Source organism: Novosphingobium umbonatum, from assembly GCF_004005905.1.
Taxonomy (GTDB): Bacteria; Pseudomonadota; Alphaproteobacteria; order Sphingomonadales; family Sphingomonadaceae; genus Novosphingobium; species Novosphingobium umbonatum.
Window position 1 is genome coordinate 1 of sequence record NZ_SACO01000008.1, and the last position, 23,007, is coordinate 23,007.

Below are 23,007 nucleotides of genomic sequence, written 5' to 3' on the forward strand. Positions count from 1 at the left end.
GCGCAGCGCAGAAACGATGCTGTTCATGGTCGGGATCCCTATGCCCGCCTCGCGCTGTTCGACCTGGAATTGCCGGAGTTCTTCTACCGTCGCAGTATCGGGGGGACGCCCAAGATATGTGGCGAACCTCGCGACATGCCGCACGTAATCGAACTGGGTCTTCCGCGTGAACCGGCGCATGTTCATGTCTTCGATCATGCGCTGACGCAGGGAACTGGCTGGGGCATCAAGTTGAACACTGGCCATAGTACGACTCCTTGGTTGAAAGGAGCCGCAATGGTCTGCCTACTCGGGCCAGATCTCAACTTAGACCCAGACCGCCGATCACTGGCCTGACCTCAAGGAAAGCACCACTCCCGCGCCAGCGGGTTCGTACTCGTCCCAATTCCCGCCCATCCCGCGAAGCGGGCTAAATCGCTGACCCAACGCAGCCTCCCTCGCACCACCCATTACAGGGATTGCAAAGGGCCCCCGCCCTTTGCCCGCCGGAGGCATCATAACGCCAAACCATCCCCCTCCCCCTGTCCTACTTCATCAAAGGGCGTCATACTCGTGGCGCTCTTTCTCATGGTTGGTACGGGTTTAAGAAAAAACAGGCTCTGCGCTTGTGTTTTATCAACTTGCATAAAACACAATCACGCAAGCCATTGATTAGAAAACACTCCCACAATTCCGGCAAAAAGTTAATTCATTAACGGGATTGCAAAGGGACGAGTCCCTTTGCCCGCCGGAGGCAAAAATCCCCCAAAACACACGCAAACGGCACACAACAAAAACCGCCGGAAAGGCATCCCCATCCGGCGGTTGTTGAAAGCAAAAGTCGGGCTAAAGGATTAGCCGACGATCTCTTCGGGCTTGAAGAAATAGGCGATTTCGATCGCGGCGTTTTCTTCGCTGTCCGAACCGTGGACCGAATTGGCTTCGATCGATTCGGCCAGTTCCTTGCGGATGGTGCCAGCGTCGGCGTTGGCGGGGTTGGTGGCGCCCATGATGTCGCGGTTGCGCTTCACGGCGTCTTCGCCTTCCAGCACCTGGACGACCACGGGGCCGGAGATCATGAAGGAAACGAGGTCGTTGAAGAAGGGACGCTCGGCGTGGACGGCATAGAAGCCTTCAGCCTGTTCCTTGGTCATTTGGATGCGCTTGGAAGCCACCACGCGCAGGCCGGCTTCTTCCAGCATCTTGGTGACGGCGCCGGTCAGGTTGCGGCGGGTAGCGTCGGGCTTGATGATCGAAAAGGTGCGGGTAACCGCCATGGTGATATTCCTTGCGTTGGCATAATCGGGCATTGCTGGCTGCGCCGCCCCATGGCGCGCGCCCTAGCGCCTCTGCCCGCGCCTATCAACCCGCTTGCTGCCAGCGGCCCTGCTCCTGCCGGAAAAAGCGGCATTCCCAGCCCTCGCGGCTTTTGAGCAAACGCCATGTTTCGCGCGCGGCCTCGCGTCCTGTCTGACCGAACACCAGCAGCACGCGGTCAAACGCCCCCGCGTCGGGTTCGCGCCAGATGCCATCGGCAAGGGCAAGGAAGCGCGCCTGATTGGCTGGCTCGATTCGGTCGGAGATCAAAATAGGCTGGCGGGCATCATGCGCCCCGCCCGCCACATCATTGGCCAGAAAGCTTGTGCCGCTGGCCTGCCAAAGTGCTTGGGACAGGCGCTGACGCTCCGCTGCTTCCTCGGCGACCACCAGCAGCCGACCGCCAACGGCCAACACTTTGCCCGCCAGCGGAGCCAAGGCGCGCTCTGGCCCGCCTTGCTCCAGAAGGTAGAAGTCGGTTTGCATCGGGGCGGCCTGCCCTGCGCCTTATTCCGCGCCCCGCACGAATTGGTCCAGCAGGCGCACGCCATAGCCGGTCGCGCCCTTGTCCCATGTCGCGCCGGGCTTGTCGGCCCAAACGGTGCCCGCAATGTCCAGATGCGCCCAAGGCGTGCCCTTGTCGATGAAACGGGCAAGGAATTGCGCCGCCGTGATCGAACCGGCAAAGCGGCCGCCGACATTCTTCATATCGGCAATCGGGCTGTCGATCATCTTGTCGTAAACCGCACCCAGCGGGAAACGCCACAGCTTGTCGCCGCTGGTGTTGCCTGCATCCGTCAGGCTGTTGGCCAGAGCATCATCATTGCTGAACAGGCCGGCGTATTCAAAGGCCAGCGCGCCAATGATCGCGCCGGTCAGCGTGGCCAGATCGACGATCTTGGCGGGCTTATACTCCCGCTGCACAAAGGTCAGCGCATCGCACAGCACCAGACGGCCTTCGGCATCGGTATTGATCACTTCGATCGTCTGGCCGGACATGGAGGTCACCACGTCGCCGGGGCGCTGGGCATTGCCGTCGGGCATGTTTTCCACCAGACCGCACACGGCCACCACATTGGCCTTGGCCCCGCGACGCGCCAGCGTGAGCATCGCACCCACCACAGCGCCCGCGCCGCCCATATCCCACTTCATATCCTCCATGCCGCCCGCAGGCTTGATGCTGATGCCGCCAGTGTCGAAGGTCACGCCCTTGCCAACAAAGGCCAGAGGAGCAGCGCCTTCCGCCCCGCCCTTCCATTCCAGCACCAGCAGGCGGGCGGGCCGCACAGATCCCTGCGCCACGCCCAGCAACGCGTTCATGCCCAGCCCCTTCATCTCGGCATCATCCAGCACGCGGATGGCAACGCCGGTACCAGCAAAACGCTGGCGCACCCGTTCCACGAAAGTTTCGGGGTAAAGCACATTGGCAGGCTCGGTCACCAGTTCGCGGGTGAATTCCACGCCCTCGGCCACGGCGCTGGTCGCTTCCCACGCCGCCTCTGCGCCCTCACCAGCGCCCAGCACCGTGACGTTTTCCAGCGAGGCCTTCTGATCATCCTTCAACGTGGTGCGATAGCCGTCCTGCTTCCACAGGCGCAGGCGCAGGCCCAACAGCACACTGGCGGTTTCGGCAGCATTCAAACCTGCAACATCCAGCGCCAGCGACACCACGCCGCCAGTGCGATATTTGGCCGCCACCGCCGCCCCCGCCTTCTCCAGCGAGGCCTGACGATCATCGGCATCGGCCTTACCCACACCCAACAGCGCCACGCGCGCCGCGCCATCGGCGGCAGGCGCAAAGCTTTCCACCAACTGCCCAGCCTTACCCGCAAAGCGCGCAGCCTTGGCCGCGGCCAGCAGGACTGCATCCACCCCGCTATCCCAACCCTGTTCATGCACAAGGCGCACCACAACATCAGCCGAAGGCGCGGCGGCGGAAGCAAAGGTGATCTGCATAGATACTCCTGTCGAACCCTGAACATACGCTGCGACGGACCGAGGTCAAAACAGCGCCTAGATGGATTGCAGTTAGGCATCCCCTCTGCGATAGGCAAGTCATGCTGCCTGCCCTTTGGTTACAAATGCCGCTTTTGCCGCTGGCCCGCCCCGTCCCTTCACGCCAATGGTGCAAGAGATGGCTGCTCTGCGCGCCATTAGGTGCGCCTATGCTGGCCATGACGCCCCTATCGGCCGCCCATGCGCAAACCGCAGCAGGCGTGCCGGTGCAATCATCGACTCCCTTGCTGACTCGCGATGATGCCCAACGCACCGATCCGGCCAATCCGCCTCCGCGTCCGGTTTTCGACAAGAAGCTGATCGATTTCGCCGCCGACGAGGTGGTCTATGACGATGCCGCCGATGTGGTGACCGCCAAAGGCAATGTCTTCCTGCGGCGTGGCGAACAGACCGTGCGCGCCAGCACGGTGCGCTGGAACCGCAAGACGGGGCAGATCATCGCACAGGGCAATCTGCGCGTGGTGGATGCCGAGGGCAACGAGCTGATCACCGAACAGATGGAACTGTCGGACGATCTGGCTTTGGGCATGACGCATAATATGCTGATGCTGATGCGCGAGGGCGGGCGATTGGCCGCCAATGAAGGGCGGCGCGAGGCAGACGGGCGCTTTGTCATGACCAAGGCGGCCTATACCGGCTGCGATGTGGTGGACGAGAAAGGCTGCTCCAAAAGTCCGACGTGGAAAGTCACCGCCCGCAGCGTGGTCTATGACCCCAAGACCAAGCTGGTCCGCTTCAAGGGCGCGAGGCTGTCGCTGTTTGGCGTGTCGATTGTGCCGCTGCCCAATCTGACCATCGCCACCGATGGCCGCGCCCTGCCCGGCTTTCTGGTGCCTGACGCGCGCATTTCGGCCAATAACGGGCTGGAAGTCGCCAGTACATATTACGCCCGCCTGGCCGCCAACCGCGATCTGGCCATCACCGGCTATGCCTTTACCAAGGTGCAACCGATGGCCCGCGTGGTTTATCGTGCATTGGTGGACAAGGGCGCCTATCAGATGACCGGCTATCTCACCCGCTCGACCGCCACCTCGGTCAGCGGCGGGGCGACCAGCCAGCAATGGCGCGGTTATTTCGACACCAATGGCCATTTCCAGCTGTCCGACAAATGGAGCGTGGATTTCTCGGGCCGCTTTGCCTCTGACCGCACCTTCCTGCGCCGCTATTACATCAACAGCGACGACACTTTACGCTCCACCATCAATCTGGAGCATATTGACGATAAAAGCTATTTCTCGCTCTCGGGCTGGGCGTTCCAGACGATGCGGACCACCGGCACGCAAGGGCTGGTGCCAATCGCCCTGCCCATGCTGGATTATCGCCGCCGGTTGAAGGATAATTGGCTGGGCGGCACCATCGAATTGCAGGCCAACAGTCTGGCCATCAGCCGCAGCGCGGGCCAGAACACCCAGCGCGCCTTTACCAGCGCGCAATGGAGCCTGCGCAAGATCACGCCCATGGGCCAGATCGTCACGCTGACCGCGCTGGCCCGCGCGGACGCCTATCACTCCAGCGACAATTATCTGACCAGCACCGAGATCTATCGCGGCACCGCAGGCTGGCAGGGCCGCGTTACGGCAACGAGCGCGGTGGACATCACATGGCCCTTTGTCGGCGCGGCTTTGGGCGGCACGCAGGTGTTGACCCCGCATATCCAGATCGTGTCCACCGCCCCCACCCGCAACATGGCCATCCCCAACGAGGACGCCCGCGCCATCGAGTTGGAAGACACCAATATCTTCGCGCTCAACCGCTTCCCCGGCTATGACCGGATCGAGGATGGCCAGCGCATGACCTATGGCATGGAATGGCAATTGGAACGCCCGCGCTGGAGGGTGAACAGCACAATCGCGCAAAGCTATCGCCTGTCGAGCGAACCCACACTGTTGCCGCAGGGCACCGGCCTGTCGGATCGCATGTCGGACATCGTGGGCCGCAACGAAATCCGCTATCGTGATTTCTTCAAGATCACCCATCGCTACCGCCTCGACCACAACAATTTCTCGATCCGCCGCGTGGAACTGGACGCCGCGATTGGCGATGACAAAACCTATGCCGAGGTCGGCTATGCGCGCCTGAACCGCCAGATCACCTCTGGATTGGAAGATTTGCGTGACAGCAACGAGTTGCGCGCTGCCGGACGAATCGCACTTGCGCGTTACTGGTCGGTGTTCGGCTCGGGCGTGTTCGACCTGTCGGGCAACAGTCTGGTGGCGGGAACGCAAATCTCCTCGTTCCAGCCCTTGCGCTCCCGGCTTGGCGTGTCTTTCCAGTCCGATTGCTTCCAGTTCGATGTCAATTGGCGGCGCGACTATGTGACCATCGGCGACGCGGCCAAGGGCAGCAGTTTTGAACTGCGCTTCTCGCTGCGCAATCTGGGTTTCCATTAAGGCTTCTGGCCATTGGCAGCGGCCATCAAAGTCGCTATCGCAGGGCAAGAGCGGCAAAAATGCAACATGGGCAAGGCTGGGTTCAGCCTGCATGGCGCAGCACAGAATAAAGCGGGTAGTCTTGCTACGCGCATAAACAGGATCGACGGCAAGGTATGCAAGTGAAGAGCAAAGCTGGTTTCCCGCTGCGGCGGTTGTTCACTCCCGCGCTGTTGATGGTGGGTGCCTCTTCGATGGTGCTAGGCTCGATGGCCGATGCTGCCACACGCCGCGCCGCGCCTGCGCCCAAGGCTGCAGCTCCGGCGGCACCCGCAGCTGCTGCCCCCGCCGCCGCGCCGGAAGCTGCACCGACCAATGCTTTCGGCATCGGGCCCAAGGTGACCATGCTGGGCAAGGACAATCCCAATCTGCGCCGCGCAACCGCCATCGTGAATGGCGATATCATCACCGGCACCGATGTGAACCAGCGTCTGGCGCTGATTCTGGCCGCCAATGGTGGCAAGGTGCCCGAGGATGAAATCGAACGCCTGCGCGCGCAGGTTTTGCGCAATCTGATCGACGAAACCCTGCAAATGCAGGAAGCCAAAAATGCCGACATCAAGCTGGACGAAGGCGAAGTAGAGGGCACCTATGCCCGCGTCGCCAACGACAATTTCAAGCAGGACGTGGTTGCGCTCGACGCCTATCTGGCGCGTATCGGCTCCTCGCCTGCTTCCTTGAAGCGCCAGATCCGCGGCGAATTGGCATGGAACCGCGTGCTGCGCCGCAATGTGCAGCCCTTCATCAACGTTTCCCAACAGGAAGTGAAGGAAGTGCTCGAGCGCCTGAAAGCGTCGAAGGGCACGGAAGAATATCACCTTGGCGAAATCTATCTGAGCGCTGCGCCCGATGCCCGCGCCATGGTTTCGGAAAATGCCAACCGCATCATGTCCCAGTTGCGCGAAGGTGGCAGCTTTGCCGCCTATGCCCGTCAATATTCCGAAGCCACCACCAAGGCGGTGGGCGGTGACCTTGGCTGGCTGCGTCTGGCGCAATTGCCACCCGAACTGGCGGCGGCTGCCCGCGACATGTCGCCGGGGCAATTGGTTGGCCCGATCGAATTGCGCGGCGGTTTCTCGATCCTGTTCATGGTGGACAAGCGTCAGGTGCTGATGGCCGATCCTCGCGATGCGCTGCTGGCCTTGAAGCAGATCACGCTGACCCTGCCGCCCAAAATTTCCGAGGCCGATGCCAACAAGAAGATCGAGGAATTTTCCGCCGCGATCAAAGGTGCCAAGGGCTGCGGCGGGGTTGACCCTGTCGCCGCCAAGATCGGCGCGCAAGTGGTGGCCAATGACCAGATCCGCGTGCGCGATCTGCCCACGCCTTTGCAGCAATCCTTGCTGGCGCTGGGTCTGGGTGACAGCACCCCGCCCTTTGGCAGCGTAACCGAAGGCATCCGCATGCTGATGCTGTGCGGGCGCGAAGATCCCAAGGCCGCCAACGAACCGACCTTTGAAGACACGATGGCGCAGATGGAAGACGAGCGCGTCAACAAGCGTGCCCAGATGTATATGCGCGACCTTCGCCGCGACGCGATTATCGAGTATAATTGATGCCATCAAAGCCGCTGGTGCTATCGCTGGGTGATCCGGCGGGCGTTGGGCCAGAATTGATTGTCGCCTCGTGGTTTGCCCGCGATGTTCATTCGCTGGCCCCTTTCTGTGCGCTCGGCGGAGCGCGCTTGCTGGCGGCAGCGGCCAAGAAGCGCGGGCTGGATGTGCCGGTGGTGCAGGTCTCCTCGCTGGAGGAAGTGGCCGCTGTCTTCCCCCGCGCCCTGCCCGTGTTTGGCGCGATCGATGGCGATTATGCACCGGCCCAGCCCTGCAAGGCTGGCGCGCAACTGGCGCTCGATAGCCTGACACAGGCCACTGCTCTGGCCATTTCGGGCGACGCCAGCGCACTGGTGACCGGTCCGATTGCCAAATCGCTTTTGGCCGAGGTTGGCTTTGCGTTCCCGGGGCAGACCGAATTTGTGGCCGATGCCTGCGGTGTAGAGGCGCAGGATGCGGTGATGATGCTGGCGGGGCCTTCGCTGCGCACAGTGCCGCTGACGGTGCATGTGGCCTTGTCCGCAGTGCCCTCGCTGGTGACGCAGGATTTGATCACCCGCCGCGCCCGCATTGTGGCCCGCGCCCTGCAGCGTGATTACGGGCTGGCCCATCCGCGTTTGGCCATTGCCGCGCTGAACCCGCATGCGGGCGAGGATGGCCGCTTTGGTGACGAGGACCAGCGCATTGTCGCCCCCGCCATCGCTACTTTGCGTGCCGAAGGAATTGACGCCACCGGCCCGCATCCCGCCGATGGACTGTTTGCCCCGCGCGGTCGTGCCACATTTGATGCAGCCCTTTGCATGTATCACGATCAGGCTTTGGTGCCGATCAAGGCGCTGGATTTCGACCAAGGCGTCAATGTCACGCTGGGCCTGCCGATCATCCGCACCTCGCCCGACCATGGCACCGCCTTTGGCATTGCAGGCCAAGCCAAGGCCGAAGTAGGCGCCACTGTGGCCGCCATCCGCATGGCCGCGCAATGCGCCCGCCGCCGCGAGAAAGCCGCATGAACGAGACACCCCTGCCCGATCTGCCGCCGCTGCGCGAGGTAATCAACGCGCATGGCCTGTTCGCCACCAAGGCGTTGGGCCAGAACTTCCTGTTCGACGAACAATTGCTCAAACGCATTGCCGCCGTCCCCGGCACCTTGCGGGGCAAAAATGTGCTGGAGGTTGGTCCCGGCCCCGGTGGCCTGACCCGCGCCTTGCTGCGCGCCGGTGCCAAGGTGACCGCGATTGAGATGGACAAGCGCTGCATGGCGCCGCTAGCTGAACTGGGCGAGGCTTTCCCCGGCCAGTTGACGGTGATCGAGGGCGATGCGCTCAAGATCGACCATGCCAGCCTGTTTGGCGATGAACCCTATGCCATCCTTGCCAACCTGCCCTATAATGTGGGCACGGCCCTGTTCACGGGCTGGTTGTCGGGCGAGGCATGGCCGCCGCGCTGGACCTCGCTGACGCTGATGTTCCAGTTGGAAGTGGCCGAGCGGATCGTGGCGGGCACCGATAGCGATGCCTTTGGCCGCCTTGCGGTGCTCAGCCAATGGCGCGCCAAGCCCAAGATCGCGATGAAAGTGCATCGTAGCGCTTTCACCCCGCCGCCCAAGGTGATGAGCGCGATCATCCATGTCACGCCCGAAGACATGCCCGAAGGCGTCTCGGCCCGCATGCTGGAGCGTGTGACCGAGGCCGCCTTTGGTCAGCGCCGCAAGATGCTGCGGCAAAGCCTTAAAGGCCTTCCCGGTGCTTTGGCGGCGTTGGAGACATTGGGCATTGATGCCGCCCGCCGCGCCGAAACTTTAAGCGTCGCCGAATTTGTCAGCATTGCGCGGGTGCTAAGCGCTTAACACCCGCGCTGCTGGCCCGCTTACTCCGCAGGCACCAAAGCTGCCAAAGCCGCCTTCTTCGCCCGCCGCCATGCGTGGAGCAAAGGCTCGGTGTAGCCATTGGGCTGCTCACCACCCTTGAACACCAGATCGCAAGCGGCGCGGAAGGCAAAGCTTTCCTGCCAGCGACCCGCCATCGGCTCATATTCGGCATCGCCCGCGTTCTGGGCATCCACCTTGGCGGCCATGCGTTGCAGCGAGTCCATCACCTGCGCCTCGCTGACCCAGCCATGCAGCAGCCAATTGGCGATATGCTGGCTGGAAATGCGCAAAGTGGCGCGGTCTTCCATCAGGCCGACATCGTGGATGTCCGGAACCTTGGAACAGCCAACCCCCTGATCGATCCAGCGCACGACATAGCCGAGCAGACCTTGCGCATTATTGTCCAGTTCCTCGGCCAGTTCGGCGGCCGAAGGGGCGGTGTTGGCCAAGGGAATGGTCAGCAAAGGCGCCAGATCGGGGATGGCTTGCGCGGCAATCTCGCCCTGACGGACAAAGACATTGCATTGGTGATAATGCGTGGCGTGCAACACTGCCGCCGTGGGCGAAGGCACCCAAGCGGTATTGGCCCCCGCCATGGGATGGGCGATCTTCTGCTCCAGCATCGCGGCCATCTGGTCCGGCGCGGCCCACATGCCCTTGCCAATCTGCGCGCGGCCCGAAAGCCCGCTGGCAAGGCCGATACCCACATTGCGCGCCTCATAGGCGGCAATCCAGGGACTGGCCTTGATCGCATTCTTGCGCAGCATCGGCCCTGCCCGCATCGAGGTGTGGATTTCATCCCCCGTGCGGTCAAGGAAGCCGGTGTTGATGAAGACAATCCGCTCCTTCACCGCTGCAATGCAGGCGGCCAGATTGGCGCTGGTGCGGCGCTCTTCATCCATCACGCCAACCTTGATCGTATGGCGCGACAGGCCCAGCAGATCCTCGACCGCATCGAACAAGGCGCCGGTGAAGGCGACTTCCTCCGGCCCATGCATCTTGGGCTTCACGATATAGATGCTGCCTGCGCGGCTGTTGCGGAACTGGCCCAGCCCCAACAGATCCTGCGCGCCAATCGCGCTGGTGATCACGGCATCCATCAGCCCTTCGAACACCTCGCTGCCATCGGGCAGCAGGATGGCCGGATTGGTCATCAAATGGCCGACATTGCGCACGAACAGCAGGCTGCGCCCCGCCAGCGTCAGTTGCTCGCCATTGTCCAGCGTCCACACGCGATCGGGCGCCAGAGCGCGGGTGATCGTATTGCCGCCCTTGGCAAAAGTCTCGGTCAAGTCACCGCGCATCAGGCCCAGCCAATTGGCATAGGCGGCCAGCTTGTCCTGCGCATCGACCGCCGCGATCGAATCTTCCAGATCGACAATCGCGGTCAACGCCGCTTCCAGCACGATATCGGCAATGCCAGCGCGATCAGTCGCGCCAATCGGATGGGTGCGGTCGAGGCGGATTTCGATATGCAGGCCATTGTGGCGCAGCAGCAAACCATCGCCCCGACGCGCAACCAGCGCCGAAGGATCGGCCAACGTCAGCGCGCCACCATCCCAATCGGCCCAAGACCCGGCTGCCAGCGGCACCGCCTGATCCAGAAAAGCCCGACCGGCAGCAACCACCGCCGCCCCGCGTTCGGCATCATACCCCCCCGCCTTGGCCGCAGGCGCATCCAGCGCGTCCGTGCCATAGAGCGCGTCATACAAGCTGCCCCAGCGCGCATTGGCGGCATTGAGCAGGAAGCGCGCGTTGAGAACCGGCACAACCAGTTGCGGCCCCGCCATAGTGGCGATTTCGGCATCAACCTTTTGCGTGGAAACGGTGAAAGGAGCAGGCTCAGGCACCAGATAGCCAATGCCCTGCAAAAAGGCGCGATAGGCCGCGGCATCGACAACGCCCTGATGCGCGTTGTGCCATCCATCAATCGCGGCCTGCAACGCATCGCGCTTGTCCAACAGGGCGCGGTTCTGCGGCGTGAAACGGGCCAGCAGATCGGCAAAGCCGGTCCAGAATTCGGCGGTATCCAGCCCCAGCGGCGCCAGAACCTTTTCTTCCACGAAATGCGCCAGCGCGGCATCCACGCGCAGACCGGCGCGCTCGCACAGGCTGGAGTTCAATGGCTGGTCATGGGTGGCAGGCATAGGTCTTATCCTCATTCCAACAGGGCGCGCCGGACTAAGCCCAAGCGCAGGCAACACAGTTTGAATGGACACACCGGGGAGGAGGCGACCGATGCTTTTTATGACTCATCCTGCCCCGCTTGGCAAGTGTGCTGTTGCGCCACGGGCCGCATGTCCCATTTGTCCAACTCTGACACGCAATATGGTTAATCAATTCTTTCCAAGTCTTGCACGTCGCCCCGCTCTGTCCAAAAAGAGACATCAGCAAGGGCGCGATAGAGTCGCCACAGGAAAGCCAGACCCATGTTGCGCAATATCCGCCGCCTGTTTGTCATCAAGACTCGGACCGAAGCGTTTCTGGTGATTTTTGCGCTGGCCAATGGCGCGGTGCAGCGCGGACAGGTCTATTTGGGGCAATATCCGGGCATTGGCGGCAAATTGCTGTTTCTGGCCTGCACGGGTTCGGTTTTTCTGGCCGGGGGCAAGATGCTCGACTGCCTGCGCTATGAAGCGCGGGAAAAGGCGATGTCTGGAGCGATTATGCCGGAGGGCGATTTCCGCCGCGCCTGATCCTATCAGGTGGGGGAGATTCTGTTGCTAGGCCCTCCCCCCGAGCCCCCGAATTCCCTTCTGTTACCCGGTGGGTTCAACCGTGTTCTAGGTTTGTAACTTCAGCCCGTTAAGGCCTAGAATTACGCAGCCAGAGCAAGTGCTTCGTTGTCGTTGGCACTTATGAGATTTGAGCCTTGATACGGGTTACTCAGCCCGGGTAAAAACAGCGCTTTTCAACACACGTCGATCCTAGTTCGGCCCCATCAACACCCCCGCGACAACGGAGTTTCCAGACAAAGCTGGAAAAAGTGATGGTGGAGCCGCCGGGTACCGCCCCCGGGTCCGCTGCATCTATTGCACGCCGCAATTTATCACCATAGCCGGTCGAAACCGGCACCCCCGCATATAGGCCCGATTTCGAAAAAGAAAAGGGGGCGGAAAGCATCTTGCCTTCCTCCCCCTTCCAACACGCCAAGGTGTCAGAGATTTAGCTCTTTTTCAGCGCATCACGAATTTCGGCCAGCAGTTCCACTTCGGTGGGGCCGCTAGGCGCGGCAGGGGCTTCGGGCGCCTTGGGCATCAGCTTGTTCGCCTGCTTGACCAGCAGGAAGATCACAAAGGCCAGAATCAGGAAATTGATCACCGCCGTGATGAAACTGCCATAGCCCAGCATGGCCACGCCAGCCTTCTTCAACGCGGCATAATCGGTGGGCGAACCCGTATAGCTTTCAGGGATCGAACCCAGCAGGATGAATTTGCTGGAGAAATCAATGCCGCCCGTCAGCACACCGATCACCGGCATCAACAGGTCATCGGTCAAAGAGGCAACGATCTTGCCGAAAGCGGCGCCCACGATCACACCGACGGCCAGATCCAGCACATTGCCGCGCGCGATGAAGGTCTTGAATTCTTGCAGCATAAATCCCCCTCTTGATGCAAAAGCATATTCCCCGATGCTTGCCATAGGCTTTGGTTAACCACAAGCGCCACCCCATTCCCCTTGCACACAGGCCAAAGCTATGGTTTGCCCAAAGGCCTGTGCTGCAAAGGAAATGCCCATGAGCCGCGAGAAAATTGTCCAGACCTGGCGCGAAAGCGAGGAGCAAGTGGTGTGGCAAGGGCGCTTCATCACCACCAAACAACGCGGCAATTGGGAATATGTCAGCCGCGCGCGCAACATCCGCGCCGCCGTCATTCTGGCCATTGATTCGGACAATCACGTGCTGTTGGTGGAGCAATACCGCGTGCCTTTGGGCCGCCCTGCACTGGAACTGCCCGCAGGCCTGATCGGCGATACCGAGGGCAGCGAGGGTGAGGATGCTCTGGAAGCGGCCAATCGTGAGCTGGAGGAAGAAACCGGCTATCGGGCGGGACGGATGGAGTCGCTAGGCGAATATTTTTCCTCGCCCGGCATGGTTTCGGAAAGCTTCACCCTGCTGCGCGCGCATGATCTGACCAAAGTGGGCGAAGGCGGCGGCGTGGATGATGAGGATATCATCACCCATCGCGTGCCCCTGTCCGACCTGCCCGCCTTCGTCGCCGCCAAACGCGCGGAAGGGCTGGCGGTGGATGTGAAGATGCTCCTCCTCCTCTCGCCCTATCTGCTGGGTCTGGCGTGAGTCACGATCTGACCGGCCAAACCGCGCTGATCACGGGTGCGGGCAGCGGGATTGGCGCGGCGATGGCCCAAGGCTTTGCCGCAGCCGGTGCGCGGGTGCTTGTAACCGACAAGGACGGGGCGGCCGCGCAATCGGTGGCGCGGGACATCGGCGCCCTCTCCTGCCCGCTGGACGTGACGCGGGAGAGCGATTGGGCCGCCGCCACAGCCATGGCAAAAGCAGAACTGGGCGGCCTGTCCATTCTGGTCTGCAATGCCGGTGCGCCGGTGGGCGGATCGGTGGAGGATCTGGACCTTGCCGCATGGCGCCATGCCTTTGCCGTCAACGCCGACGGGGCCTTTCTGGGCATCCGATCCGCCCTGCCCCTGCTACGTGATTCGGCTAAGGCCTCGATCATTGCCGTCTCTTCCATCGCCGCCGTGGCCGCCAGAGGCGATATGGCGGCCTATGGCGCATCAAAATCGGCACTGCTTTCTTTGGTCAAATCGGTGGCTTTGCATTGCGCCCATCATGGCTGGAACATCCGCGCCAATGCCATTTTGCCCGCCTATGTCGACACGCCCATGCTGGACGCGATTGCGCCGCGAATGGACCGTTTGGAGCTGTTGAAAGCCCTTTCGAAGCATATTCCGGCCCGCCGCATCGCCAAAACGCAAGATGTGGTGGAAGCCGCCCTCTATCTGGCCAGCCCTGCCAGCGGCTTTATGACAGGCACGGAAATGCGGTTGGATGGCGGGCTTTCGGCGGGCTGAGGATCGTGCGGAACAAAGCTTTGCACGGTCACGGATACAATGGCCTCTGGACAAGTGCCCCCAAAGCCTGACAAAGCCTGCGCTATGGGAGACGATAGCTACCTCGACGCCATGGATGCCGACAAGATCGCCGCCGCCAAGGCGAAGCGACGTTATCGCGTGACCTCCTTTGACGTGGCCGCCGAAGCCGGTGTCAGCCAGTCCACGGTCAGCCGCGCTTTGGCCGGCGATCCGGTGGTCAGCGAGGCGACCCGCGCCCGTGTGGCCGCTGCTGCCGCCAAGCTGAATTACCATGTGGATGAAAACGCCGCACGCCTGCGCACAGGGCGCACGGGCACTCTGGCGGTGGTGGTGATTTGCCGTCCGGATGAGGACATCAAGAACTTCAACCCGTTCCACTTCGCCCTGATGGGCAGCGTCTGCGCTGCCGCCTCGCGCCGCCGCCATGAAACGCTGGTGTCGTTTCAGGGCGCCGCCGATCGCCTGTGGGGCTTGTATCAGGAACAGCGCAAGGCCGATGGCGTGATCGTCATTGGCACCAGCGAAAACCCCGAAGCATGGGACTATTTCCGCAATCTGGCCAAAGAAGGCGCGCATCTGGTGTGCTGGGGTAGCCCGCATGAGGATCTGGATTGGGTGCGGTCGGACAATGTCGGCGGTGCGCGGATGGCGACGCAACATTTGCTCGATTCCGGCTATCGCAACATCGTGTGCATCGCCTCGCAAACCTCGGCGCAGCGCCAGTTCAAAGAGCGTTATGACGGCTATGCCGAATTGATGGTCGAGCAAGGGCTGGAACCGCGCCTTGTCACTTTTGAAGAAGGCCTCTCGCGTGATGAACAGGGGCGCCGCGCGGCGGTGGAACTGATCCGTTCGGGCCAGCCTTTTGACGCCATCTTCGCCTGCTGTGACGAAATTGCGCTGGGTACTTTGCGCGTCCTGCGCGAACAGGGCATTTCTGTGCCCGAACAGGTGGGCCTGATCGGCTTTGACGGCATCCGCGCCGGTGCGCATTCGGCCCCGCCTCTGTCCTCGGTGGAGCCGGACTTCCAGACCGCCGGTGAAGTGCTGGTGGACCGCCTGCTCTCGGTGATTGCCGAAACGCCCGAAACCAAGCCCCGCGTGCCGGTTCGCCTTTTGCCGCGCAGCAGCAGCCGCCGCTAAGGCAAAACTACCCTTTGGTGCAAGTTTTTCGGCACGCTTTCACGCGTGCATGACGCCTATCCGGTTAAATCAAATACTTACTCCGTATGCCCCCTGAACTATGGTTTCATGCGGATTAAGCTCGGCGCATGTCGAACTGCCGATGGTTCATTGGCGGGATATAAGCGCTTTGCCCCCTATAGAGCTTGCAAGCTTTCGGCTGCGTGGGTTGCCAAACTTACAAATGGAAGCTGGGAGAACGCCGGATAGGGGCCAGCCATATTATGATGCCTTCGCAAACCATTCGCTCGCTACTCAACCGCATCAACCTGTTCATTGCCATCATAAGCCTGACCCTTGGCGGTTCCTTCCTTTATTCTATCAGCGCGATGAGCAGCAGCCTGGAGGAAATCAGCCGCGCCCGCATGCCTTCGGTCAAGGCGCTGGGCGAGATGAACACGATGGCCGCCGATGTGATGCAGGTGCAATCGCAAATGCTGCTGCTGACCAATCCGCAACAGGTGGATGAACTGGTCGGGCGCTCCAACGCCTTGCAAAAGCGGTTGGACGACGAATTCACCGCCTATGTTGCCTATTATCGTGACGATGAAGACCGCAAACGCTTTGGCGCGGCCAAGGAATTATGGGCCAAGGTGAAACAGGATCTGGCCACCGGGCAATCCTATCTGAAGGCCAACCAACTGGGCCAAGCCACCGATCACTTTAACAGCCGCCTTGTGCCCGATGCCGATGCCATGACCAAAATGCTGGGCAGCGCGGGCGAAGACGTCAATTTCGACGCCAATGCCGCGACGGAGGCAGGAGAAAACACCGCCAAAATCGGATGGGCGCTGGCCTCGGTCACCACCTTGCTGGCCATGGCCATGTGTGCGGGCGTTTACTCGCTGTCGCGCAGCCGCATCCTGAAGCCTTTGGGCGAATTGGATGATGGATTGCGCAGCATGGCACAGGGCAATTTCAACGCCGTCCTGCCCAATGCCGACAAGCAGGACGAGATCGGCTCCATCGTCACCTCGGTCGAACGTATTCAGGCGCTGGTGGCGGAAAGGGCCGCTGCCGAAGCCAAAGTCCAGCAACAGGTGGTCGATTCGCTGGGCGAGGGTTTGCGCGAGCTCGCCGCAGGGCACCTCAAGCATCGCATCAACAACCCCTTCCCCGCCGATTATGACAGCCTGCGCGACATGTATAATTCGGCGGTGATCGAATTGGATCAGGTGGTGGGCGATGTCGCCGATTCGGCCCATTCGGTGCAGACCGCCTCGTCCGAACTGTCCTCCGCCTCGGCCGACCTTGCCCATCGCACCGAAACGCAGGCGGCAAGGCTGGAGGCCACTTTGGCCGCCATTCGCAACCTGACGCAAACCGTGCGCGAAACCGCTGGCCATGCCCAGAATATGAAAGGCGGGGCCGATACGGCGCAGATCGAGGCCGAGCAAGGTTCGCAAGTGGCCGCAGCGGCTCGCGATGCGATGAAGGAACTGGCCAATTCCTCTGGCCAAATCACCCAGATCACCGATGTGATCGACGGTATCGCCTTCCAGACCAATTTGTTGGCGCTCAACGCCGGTGTGGAGGCGGCCCGTGCAGGTGATGCGGGTAAAGGCTTTGCGGTGGTGGCCAATGAAGTGCGCGCTCTGGCGCAACGCAGCGCCGATGCGGCCAAGTCGATCAAGGACCTGATCGCGCAATCCAACGCTCATGTCGATCGCGGCGTCAAACTGGTGTCCAGCAGCGGCGAAGCCCTGTCGACCATCGTCGCCAAGGTTTCCGACCTGAAGCAACTGGTCGAGGACATTACCGAGGCCACCGCAGGGCAGGCCAGCGATCTGGAATCACTGAGCGGCGCGGTGGGCGAAATGGAGGTGATGACGCAGCAAAATGCCGCGATGGTGGAGGAAACCTCGGGCGCCGCGCGCCATTTGCAGGAAGATTCCCGCCGCCTGACCGGATTGGTCCAGCGCTTTACCAGTAGCCGGACCAGTATGTCTTCATCGGCCTACACACCGGCACCCGTTCCAGTTGCGCCTATGACCGGGCGAACCAGTTTTGCGATGCCGGTGGTAGAACCAGATGTGTTGCCCATTTCGGGCAACCTCGCCCTGAAACCCACCGCCATGGCTGCGCCGGTGGATGACTGGAGCGAATTTTGAACCGCGAGGGAGTGATTATGGCGCGGGCTGGTCCTTAGCCACCTGCGCCGGAGCGCTGACCACACGGCAGCGCGACAATTGACGATCCGACAGCACGCCGCCCTGCAAGCGGCGCTGATAACCGGCCTGATTGCACCAGGCGGGACGGGGCTGTGCGGCTTCACGGCTTACGACGGGCGTAGCCGAATTGGCAGGGGCAACCGCCACATTCGCAAAGCTTGCCGGAGCGAAAGCTACAAGGGCGATGATCGCCGAAAGAAGGGTTGTTTTGCTCATGCCCATGGGAATCGCAGAAGCCTCGTTAAGGTTCAAGCAGGCATGGTGTATCATTGCGGGAATGGCGCTGGCCAGCCCTGCATTGGCCCAAAGTGGTACAGAAGGCGCAGCAAAGCTTGAAGTTCCCACGCAGGAAAGAACGGAGGACGCGCCAAGGATTAAAGCCCTGACATGGGATGCTTCCTTGACCATGGACGGGCAAACCACCTTTGGCGGCGTGCATCATGCGCAAGGGGTGGCAGGGCTGGCCTTGGTCGGGGTTACCGTGGATGGGCAGGCCTTTGGCGCCAAGGGCTTTTCGGCCAATGTGATGATGGCCGCCTATAATGGGCCGGGCATCAGCGGCCAATTGGGCGATCTGCAAGGCGTCAGCGCCTTTAGTGCCAACCGGATGGTGCGGCCGATCAACGCCTGGGTGATGTGGCAGGGCGACCATTTCGGCGTCAAGGCTGGCATCATGGACACCAACGCCGATTTTGATGAGCAGAATGTCGGCGCGATCTTTTTGAACGGATCGCATGGCATGGGGCCAGATCTGTCGATGGCGGGCGTCAATGGTCTGGGCACCAATCCCTATAGCGCCTTGGGCGTGATCGGCTTTCTGAAAGACGATGCCAGCGGATTGAAGCTGCGCGTGGGCCTGTTCGACGGGCAACCGGGCGATCCGGAAAATCCCACGCGGATTGTGTGGCGGCGCGGGGGCGATGCCGGACGCTTTGTGATGGGAGAATTGGACTGGACCCGCCCCGGTTGGCGGATAGCGGTGGGCGGATGGCACCACAGCGCCCATTTGCCCACCATCGACGGAACGGGCCTGACCGATGGCGCCAGCGGCCAATTCGCTGTGGCCGAGGGCACTTTGCTGGGCGTGCCCATGGGAACCGAAGCGCCAGAGGGCAAGACCTTCCATCTCGACGCATGGCTGCGTTATGGCCGCAGCAAGAGCGCCGCCGCGCCCATTACCGCCTATTACGGCGGCGGCTTGGTCGCGCAGGGCTTTTGGAAGAAATTCCCGCAGGATTCCTTGGGCGTGGCCGTGGCCCATGCCCGCGTGCCATGGATCGAAGGTACCAGCCTTGGCCATGAAACGGTGCTGGAGGCGACCTATCAGCATCCTTGGGGCAAGCATGTGGTGCTGCAACCCAATCTGCAATATCTGCCCCACCCCGGCGGCGATCGGGAACGCCCCTCCGCGCTGGTGTTCGGGCTGAGAGTGACTCTATTGCCCTGATGCAAAAAGAGGCGCCTTGGTCGGGCGCCCCTTTGCAGATTATTTCAAGGCCGAAACGGCAAGGAATTCGGGGATCGGTCCGTTCCATTCGCCCGGCTTGGCAGGCGGATCATTGTCGCGCCAACGGCCATAACGCTCGTCACGGCGAGCTTCTTCGCGGCGCGGTTCGCGGCGAGGCGCGCGCTCCTCACGGCGTTCTTCACGCACAGGACGGTCCTCGCGCGGCGCGCGGGCTTCGACCGGAGCGGCCTCTTCACGCGCCACAGGCTCCTTGCGCGGCGCCTTGTCACGGCGGTTGCGGCCGGAACTTTTGCGATCGTCACTGTCCAGCTTGGCCTCGTCGGCCTGGCTCGTCGATCCTTTGCCCAAATCGACCACCATGACAGGGATCGGCCCACCGGTCAGCTTTTCAACGTTCTGGATCGCTTCCAGATCATCCTCGGTAAACAGGGTGAAAGCGCGGCCCGACGCCCCGCCACGACCGGTACGGCCAATGCGGTGGACATAGTCATCGGGATGCCAAGGCGTGTCAAAGTTGAACACATGACTCACCCCCTTCACGTCCAGCCCGCGCGCGGCAACGTCCGATGCGACCAGAATGCTGATCGAACCGTCCTTGAACCGGTCCAGTTCGGCAATGCGGCTCGACTGATCCATGTCGCCATGGATTTCACCCGCGGCAAAACCATGACGCTTCAGGCTCTTGGCCAATTCGCGCACCGTGGTCTTTTTGTTGGCAAAGATGATCGCCGTGCCCACATTATCGGTGCGCAACAGGTGACGCAAAACCTCGCGCTTCTGCTTGCCGCCAACCTTCACCTTGTGCTGGACAATATTGGTGTTGGTGGTGGCCGGACGCGCAACCTCGATATATTTGGGGTTCGACAGGAAACGATCCGCCAGCTTCTTGATCGGCGGCGGCATCGTGGCCGAAAACAGCAGGGTCTGCCGCTGGGCGGGCAGCTTGGTGCAGATGTTTTCGATATCGGGGATAAAGCCCATATCGAGCATCCGGTCCGCCTCGTCGATCACCAGCAGATTGCAACCGGTCAGCAGGATCTTGCCACGTTCAAACAGGTCCATCAGGCGACCGGGCGTGGCGATCAAAACGTCCACGCCTTCCTGCAAAGCCTTGACCTGATCCCCCATCTGCACGCCGCCAATCAGCAGCGCCATTTTCAGATCGTGGTTCTTGCCATATTTCTCGAAATTCTCGGCCACCTGCGCGGCCAATTCGCGGGTCGGCTCCAAAATCAGGCTGCGCGGCATCAGAGCGCGACGGCGGCCATGGGCCAGCACATCGATCATGGGCAGCACAAAGCTGGCGGTTTTGCCGGTCCCTGTCTGCGCAATGCCGATCAGATCGCGCATCATCAACACCGAGGGGATCGCCTGCGCCTGAATCGGCGTGGGCGTGTCATAGCCAGCGGCAGTGACGCTTTGCAGCAGTTCTTCGGAAAGGCCGAGTTCGGCAAAACTCATAAAATCACAAATGTCCGGATAGGAGGACGGCATCCACGCCCAAAGGGTGCCGAAAAGTATAACCGCCGCCAAGCCAGATGTAAGGCAGCGCGGGCATTGCAGCTTGAGCCGCAAAGGGCGGCAGAGCGCGTTAGCCCCAAGATGCGGCAAAAGTCAAGAATTTCGGCACGGAGGCGTAAAAAGCCTAACGCTTGGCCGACACTTCCACCAAGCTTTTCAGGTCACTGATGCGGCAATTGGCACCTGACCTTGCATGAATCTGGTCCCGCTCGATGCAAAGCTGGCCATCGGCATTCCGCTCGACATAGAAGCCGGAGTAGAAGTCATGGGCGCGGCAGGACTTCTCTAGCCCCGCCGTCAACACGCGCGAATCGCGCAGGATCAGCAACAGCCGGTTGCCTTGCGCATTCTGCACCGCCGCAATCGCCCCCACCGGCAGGCATCTGCCATAAGGGCGCTCTTCCAATCTGGTGGTGGTGGTGCGGCGCTCGATCTGTTCCATTTCAAACAGGACATTGGGCGGCATTCCGGGCGCACCAGGGCCAATGCGGATCGAAAATTGCTGCTGGATCCGCACCTGTTTGGCGGCCGAGTCCAGATTGACGCCGGGAATATGGATGCGATGCAAAAGCCCCCTGCCCCAATCCGCCAGCGGAGACGCAAAACAGCAACTGCCGCCGAGACCGACGACAATTGCCACGCCCACCAGCGCGGCCCTTGGCTTCAGACGCAAAGCGCCTGCCCACCGGAAGGGTAAGGTGATACCTGCCATTGCTTTTCACGGCCCACGCCTTTGGCGTTAACCCGTCAACCTCATCTGTTTCCCTGTCGCCCCCAACATAGTCCGGCACGTTGAACAAGTGCTGAACCCCCGATGGCTGCACCTGATACCCCTTGGCGCGCCCGCTTGGCTTATGCCATAGCCGGTTCATGACCGACAAGCACCTGCAAGCACAAACCGATACCACCGCTAGCTCCATGGCCTTTCTGGAAAAAGCCGCCGCCTTGCTCGGCCCGCGCGGGTTGACGCAGGATGGGGATGTGATGGCGGGCTGGCTGAGTGATTGGCGCGGGCGTTACCATGGTGCGGCGCTGGCACTGGCCTCGCCCGCCGATGCGCAGGAATTGTCGGCGCTGGTAAAGCTATGCGTCGAATATCGCGTGCCGATCGTGCCGCAGGGTGGCAATTCGGGCATGTCGGGCGGGGCCACGCCCGATGCATCGGGGCGCAGCCTGTTGGTATCCTTGCGTCGCATGAACCAGATCGGAGCCATCGATCTGGAAAACCGCCGCGTCACTTGCGGCGCGGGCGTGGTGCTGCAAAATCTGCACGAGGCAGCCGAGGCGCAGGGCTTGCGCTTTCCTCTGACCCTAGGCGGCAAGGGGTCGGCCACGGTGGGCGGGCTGATCTCCACCAATGCGGGCGGCACGCAGGTGCTGCGCCATGGCAATATGGTGGCGCAAGTGCTGGGGCTGGAAGCGGTTCTGCCCGATGGCCAAATCTTTTCCGCGCTGACGCCGCTTAAGAAAGACAATCGCGGCTTTGATTTAAAGCAGCTTTTCATCGGCTCTGAAGGCACATTGGGCATGGTGACCGCGGCCACGCTCAAGCTGATCCCCGCGCTGGCCGAAAGGCGCGTGGTATGGGCCGCGGTAGAGAGCATTCAGGCCGCACGCCGCCTGCTGCTGCATGTGCAGGGCGCGATGGGCGAGGCGCTGGAGGGTTTCGAGGTGATCCCCCACCCCAGCCTTGAAGCCGTGTTCGACTATGCGCCCGATACGCGTAACCCGCTCGATTCGGCGGCGCCGTGGTACACACTGATCGAACTGGTGGCCGATCAGGCGCAGGCCGAATCTCTGGGCGAGCGCGTGGAGGCCATGCTGGGCGAGGCTTTTGAACAAGGCCTTTTGAGCGATGCGGCGATTGCCGCCAATGAAACGCAGGCCGAGGCCTTTTGGGGCATCCGCGAAACCGTACCCATGGCCGAACGCGCCAAGGGACCTGCCAAACAGCATGACATTGCCGTGCCGGTGGAAAAAATGCCCGACTTTATCGTGGCGGCCAGCGACACCATGACCAAAGCCTTCCCCGGATGCCATGCGGTGGCCTTTGGCCATCTGGGCGATGGCAATGTGCATTTTCACGTCATAGCGCCCGAGGGTAGCGACCGCGCCGCATGGGAGGCAGGCGATGGCAAGGCGATCAGCGAAATGGTGCATGATCTGGTCACGCAATGGGGCGGCTCTATCAGCGCGGAACATGGCATCGGGCAATTGAAGGTGGATGATCTGGCCCGACTGGCCGATCCGGCCCGCCTGCATCTTTTACGCAGCGTGAAACAGGCGCTGGACCCGCTGGGCCTGCTCAATCCGGGCAAGCTGATCCCCTGAAACGCGCGCATGGCGTAAAAACGCCCGCTTGCGCGGCGGCGCTGGCATGCTTAAAGCCTGCACATCATTTGTCTCGGGGCCACAACGGACCCATCTTTCGGAG

The 23,007-nt window shown here is 61.8% G+C and carries 20 protein-coding genes and 1 other RNA gene; 11 read left to right on the forward strand and 10 right to left on the reverse strand.

The genetic code is table 11. The features are described 5' to 3' along the window. From EOE18_RS11380 to EOE18_RS11395, 4 genes are all read right to left on the reverse strand, one after another. The coding region (locus EOE18_RS11380; RefSeq protein ID WP_164852735.1) for a phage integrase N-terminal SAM-like domain-containing protein at positions 1–246 on the reverse strand (246 nt) is incomplete at its 3' end. Positions 247–833: 587 nt separating this feature from the next. Further along, complete coding sequence (ndk, locus tag EOE18_RS11385; protein ID WP_127709602.1) at positions 834–1,256, reverse strand: nucleoside-diphosphate kinase; 423 nt, start codon at positions 1,254–1,256, stop codon at positions 834–836. An 85-nt stretch (positions 1,257–1,341) separates the two neighbouring features. Further along, positions 1,342–1,782 carry a DNA polymerase III subunit chi gene (locus EOE18_RS11390; protein ID WP_127709604.1) on the reverse strand — a complete coding sequence of 147 codons (441 nt, stop codon included), beginning with the start codon at positions 1,780–1,782 and terminating at the stop codon, positions 1,342–1,344. 21 nt (positions 1,783–1,803) lie between these two features. Continuing rightward, entirely contained in the window at positions 1,804–3,252 is a 1,449-nt protein-coding gene (locus EOE18_RS11395; RefSeq protein WP_127709606.1) for a leucyl aminopeptidase, read from the reverse strand. 209 nt (positions 3,253–3,461) lie between these two features. Here EOE18_RS11395 and EOE18_RS11400 point away from each other — a divergent pair, with 209 nt between their 5' ends. The 4 genes from EOE18_RS11400 (at position 3,462) to rsmA (ending at position 9,140) form a co-directional block, all read left to right on the forward strand. Continuing rightward, positions 3,462–5,702: an LPS-assembly protein LptD gene (locus EOE18_RS11400; protein ID WP_164852736.1), complete on the forward strand. Its 2,241-nt coding sequence runs from the start codon at positions 3,462–3,464 to the stop codon at positions 5,700–5,702. 248 nt (positions 5,703–5,950) lie between these two features. Next, entirely contained in the window at positions 5,951–7,297 is a 1,347-nt protein-coding gene (locus EOE18_RS11405; protein ID WP_425464293.1) for a peptidylprolyl isomerase, read from the forward strand. Continuing rightward, the gene (gene pdxA, locus EOE18_RS11410; protein WP_181953048.1) at positions 7,297–8,304 is read left to right on the forward strand and encodes a 4-hydroxythreonine-4-phosphate dehydrogenase PdxA; all 1,008 of its coding nucleotides are present in this window, start codon (positions 7,297–7,299) and stop codon (positions 8,302–8,304) included. The genes EOE18_RS11405 and pdxA overlap by 1 nt, the downstream gene beginning before the upstream one ends. 11 nt (positions 8,305–8,315) lie before the next feature. Beyond that, a complete protein-coding gene (gene rsmA, locus EOE18_RS11415) occupies positions 8,316–9,140 on the forward strand; it encodes a 16S rRNA (adenine(1518)-N(6)/adenine(1519)-N(6))-dimethyltransferase RsmA (RefSeq protein ID WP_127709808.1) in 825 nt (274 codons plus the stop codon). A gap of 20 nt (positions 9,141–9,160) precedes the next feature. Here the strand turns inward: rsmA and EOE18_RS11420 are convergent, their stop codons facing one another. Then, positions 9,161–11,308: a malate synthase G gene (locus tag EOE18_RS11420; RefSeq protein ID WP_127709612.1), complete on the reverse strand. Its 2,148-nt coding sequence runs from the start codon at positions 11,306–11,308 to the stop codon at positions 9,161–9,163. 282 nt (positions 11,309–11,590) lie between these two features. Between EOE18_RS11420 and EOE18_RS11425 the strand changes: the two genes are divergently transcribed. Beyond that, the gene (locus tag EOE18_RS11425) at positions 11,591–11,857 is read left to right on the forward strand and encodes a hypothetical protein (protein WP_127709614.1); all 267 of its coding nucleotides are present in this window, start codon (positions 11,591–11,593) and stop codon (positions 11,855–11,857) included. Positions 11,858–11,906: 49 nt separating this feature from the next. Here the strand turns inward: EOE18_RS11425 and ssrA are convergent. Both ssrA and mscL read right to left on the reverse strand, forming a co-directional pair. Continuing rightward, positions 11,907–12,273, reverse strand: a transfer-messenger RNA (tmRNA) gene (gene ssrA / locus EOE18_RS11430). A 53-nt stretch (positions 12,274–12,326) separates the two neighbouring features. Continuing rightward, the gene (mscL, locus tag EOE18_RS11435) at positions 12,327–12,758 is read right to left on the reverse strand and encodes a large conductance mechanosensitive channel protein MscL (protein WP_127709616.1); all 432 of its coding nucleotides are present in this window, start codon (positions 12,756–12,758) and stop codon (positions 12,327–12,329) included. A gap of 139 nt (positions 12,759–12,897) precedes the next feature. On the opposite strand from mscL, the gene EOE18_RS11440 reads away from it, so the two are divergent. From EOE18_RS11440 to EOE18_RS11455, 4 genes are all read left to right on the forward strand, one after another. Further along, positions 12,898–13,458 carry an NUDIX hydrolase gene (locus tag EOE18_RS11440; protein WP_127709618.1) on the forward strand — a complete coding sequence of 187 codons (561 nt, stop codon included), beginning with the start codon at positions 12,898–12,900 and terminating at the stop codon, positions 13,456–13,458. Next, positions 13,455–14,210 carry an SDR family oxidoreductase gene (locus EOE18_RS11445; RefSeq protein WP_127709620.1) on the forward strand — a complete coding sequence of 252 codons (756 nt, stop codon included), beginning with the start codon at positions 13,455–13,457 and terminating at the stop codon, positions 14,208–14,210. The genes EOE18_RS11440 and EOE18_RS11445 overlap by 4 nt, the downstream gene beginning before the upstream one ends. 84 nt (positions 14,211–14,294) lie before the next feature. Continuing rightward, entirely contained in the window at positions 14,295–15,374 is a 1,080-nt protein-coding gene (locus EOE18_RS11450) for a substrate-binding domain-containing protein (protein WP_246027406.1), read from the forward strand. 263 nt (positions 15,375–15,637) lie between these two features. Next, positions 15,638–17,524: a methyl-accepting chemotaxis protein gene (locus EOE18_RS11455; RefSeq protein WP_127709622.1), complete on the forward strand. Its 1,887-nt coding sequence runs from the start codon at positions 15,638–15,640 to the stop codon at positions 17,522–17,524. Between the two features lie 15 nt (positions 17,525–17,539). Here the strand turns inward: EOE18_RS11455 and EOE18_RS11460 are convergent, their stop codons facing one another. Continuing rightward, positions 17,540–17,800: a hypothetical protein gene (locus EOE18_RS11460; protein ID WP_127709624.1), complete on the reverse strand. Its 261-nt coding sequence runs from the start codon at positions 17,798–17,800 to the stop codon at positions 17,540–17,542. On the opposite strand from EOE18_RS11460, the gene EOE18_RS11465 reads away from it, so the two are divergent. Further along, a complete protein-coding gene (locus EOE18_RS11465) occupies positions 17,799–19,031 on the forward strand; it encodes a carbohydrate porin (protein ID WP_164852737.1) in 1,233 nt (410 codons plus the stop codon). The two genes, EOE18_RS11460 and EOE18_RS11465, sit on opposite strands and share 2 nt — an antisense overlap. 39 nt (positions 19,032–19,070) lie before the next feature. Here EOE18_RS11465 and EOE18_RS11470 read toward each other — a convergent pair whose 3' ends face one another. Beyond that, positions 19,071–20,513, reverse strand: coding sequence for a DEAD/DEAH box helicase (locus EOE18_RS11470; RefSeq protein ID WP_127709628.1), 1,443 nt, complete (start codon positions 20,511–20,513; stop codon positions 19,071–19,073). Between the two features lie 184 nt (positions 20,514–20,697). Further along, the gene (locus tag EOE18_RS11475) at positions 20,698–21,285 is read right to left on the reverse strand and encodes a hypothetical protein (protein ID WP_127709630.1); all 588 of its coding nucleotides are present in this window, start codon (positions 21,283–21,285) and stop codon (positions 20,698–20,700) included. A 158-nt stretch (positions 21,286–21,443) separates the two neighbouring features. Here EOE18_RS11475 and EOE18_RS11480 point away from each other — a divergent pair, with 158 nt between their 5' ends. Next, positions 21,444–22,904 (forward strand): FAD-binding oxidoreductase, encoded by a 1,461-nt coding sequence (locus EOE18_RS11480; protein WP_127709632.1) that lies wholly within the window; start codon positions 21,444–21,446, stop codon positions 22,902–22,904. Positions 22,905–23,007: the final 103 nt, after the last annotated feature.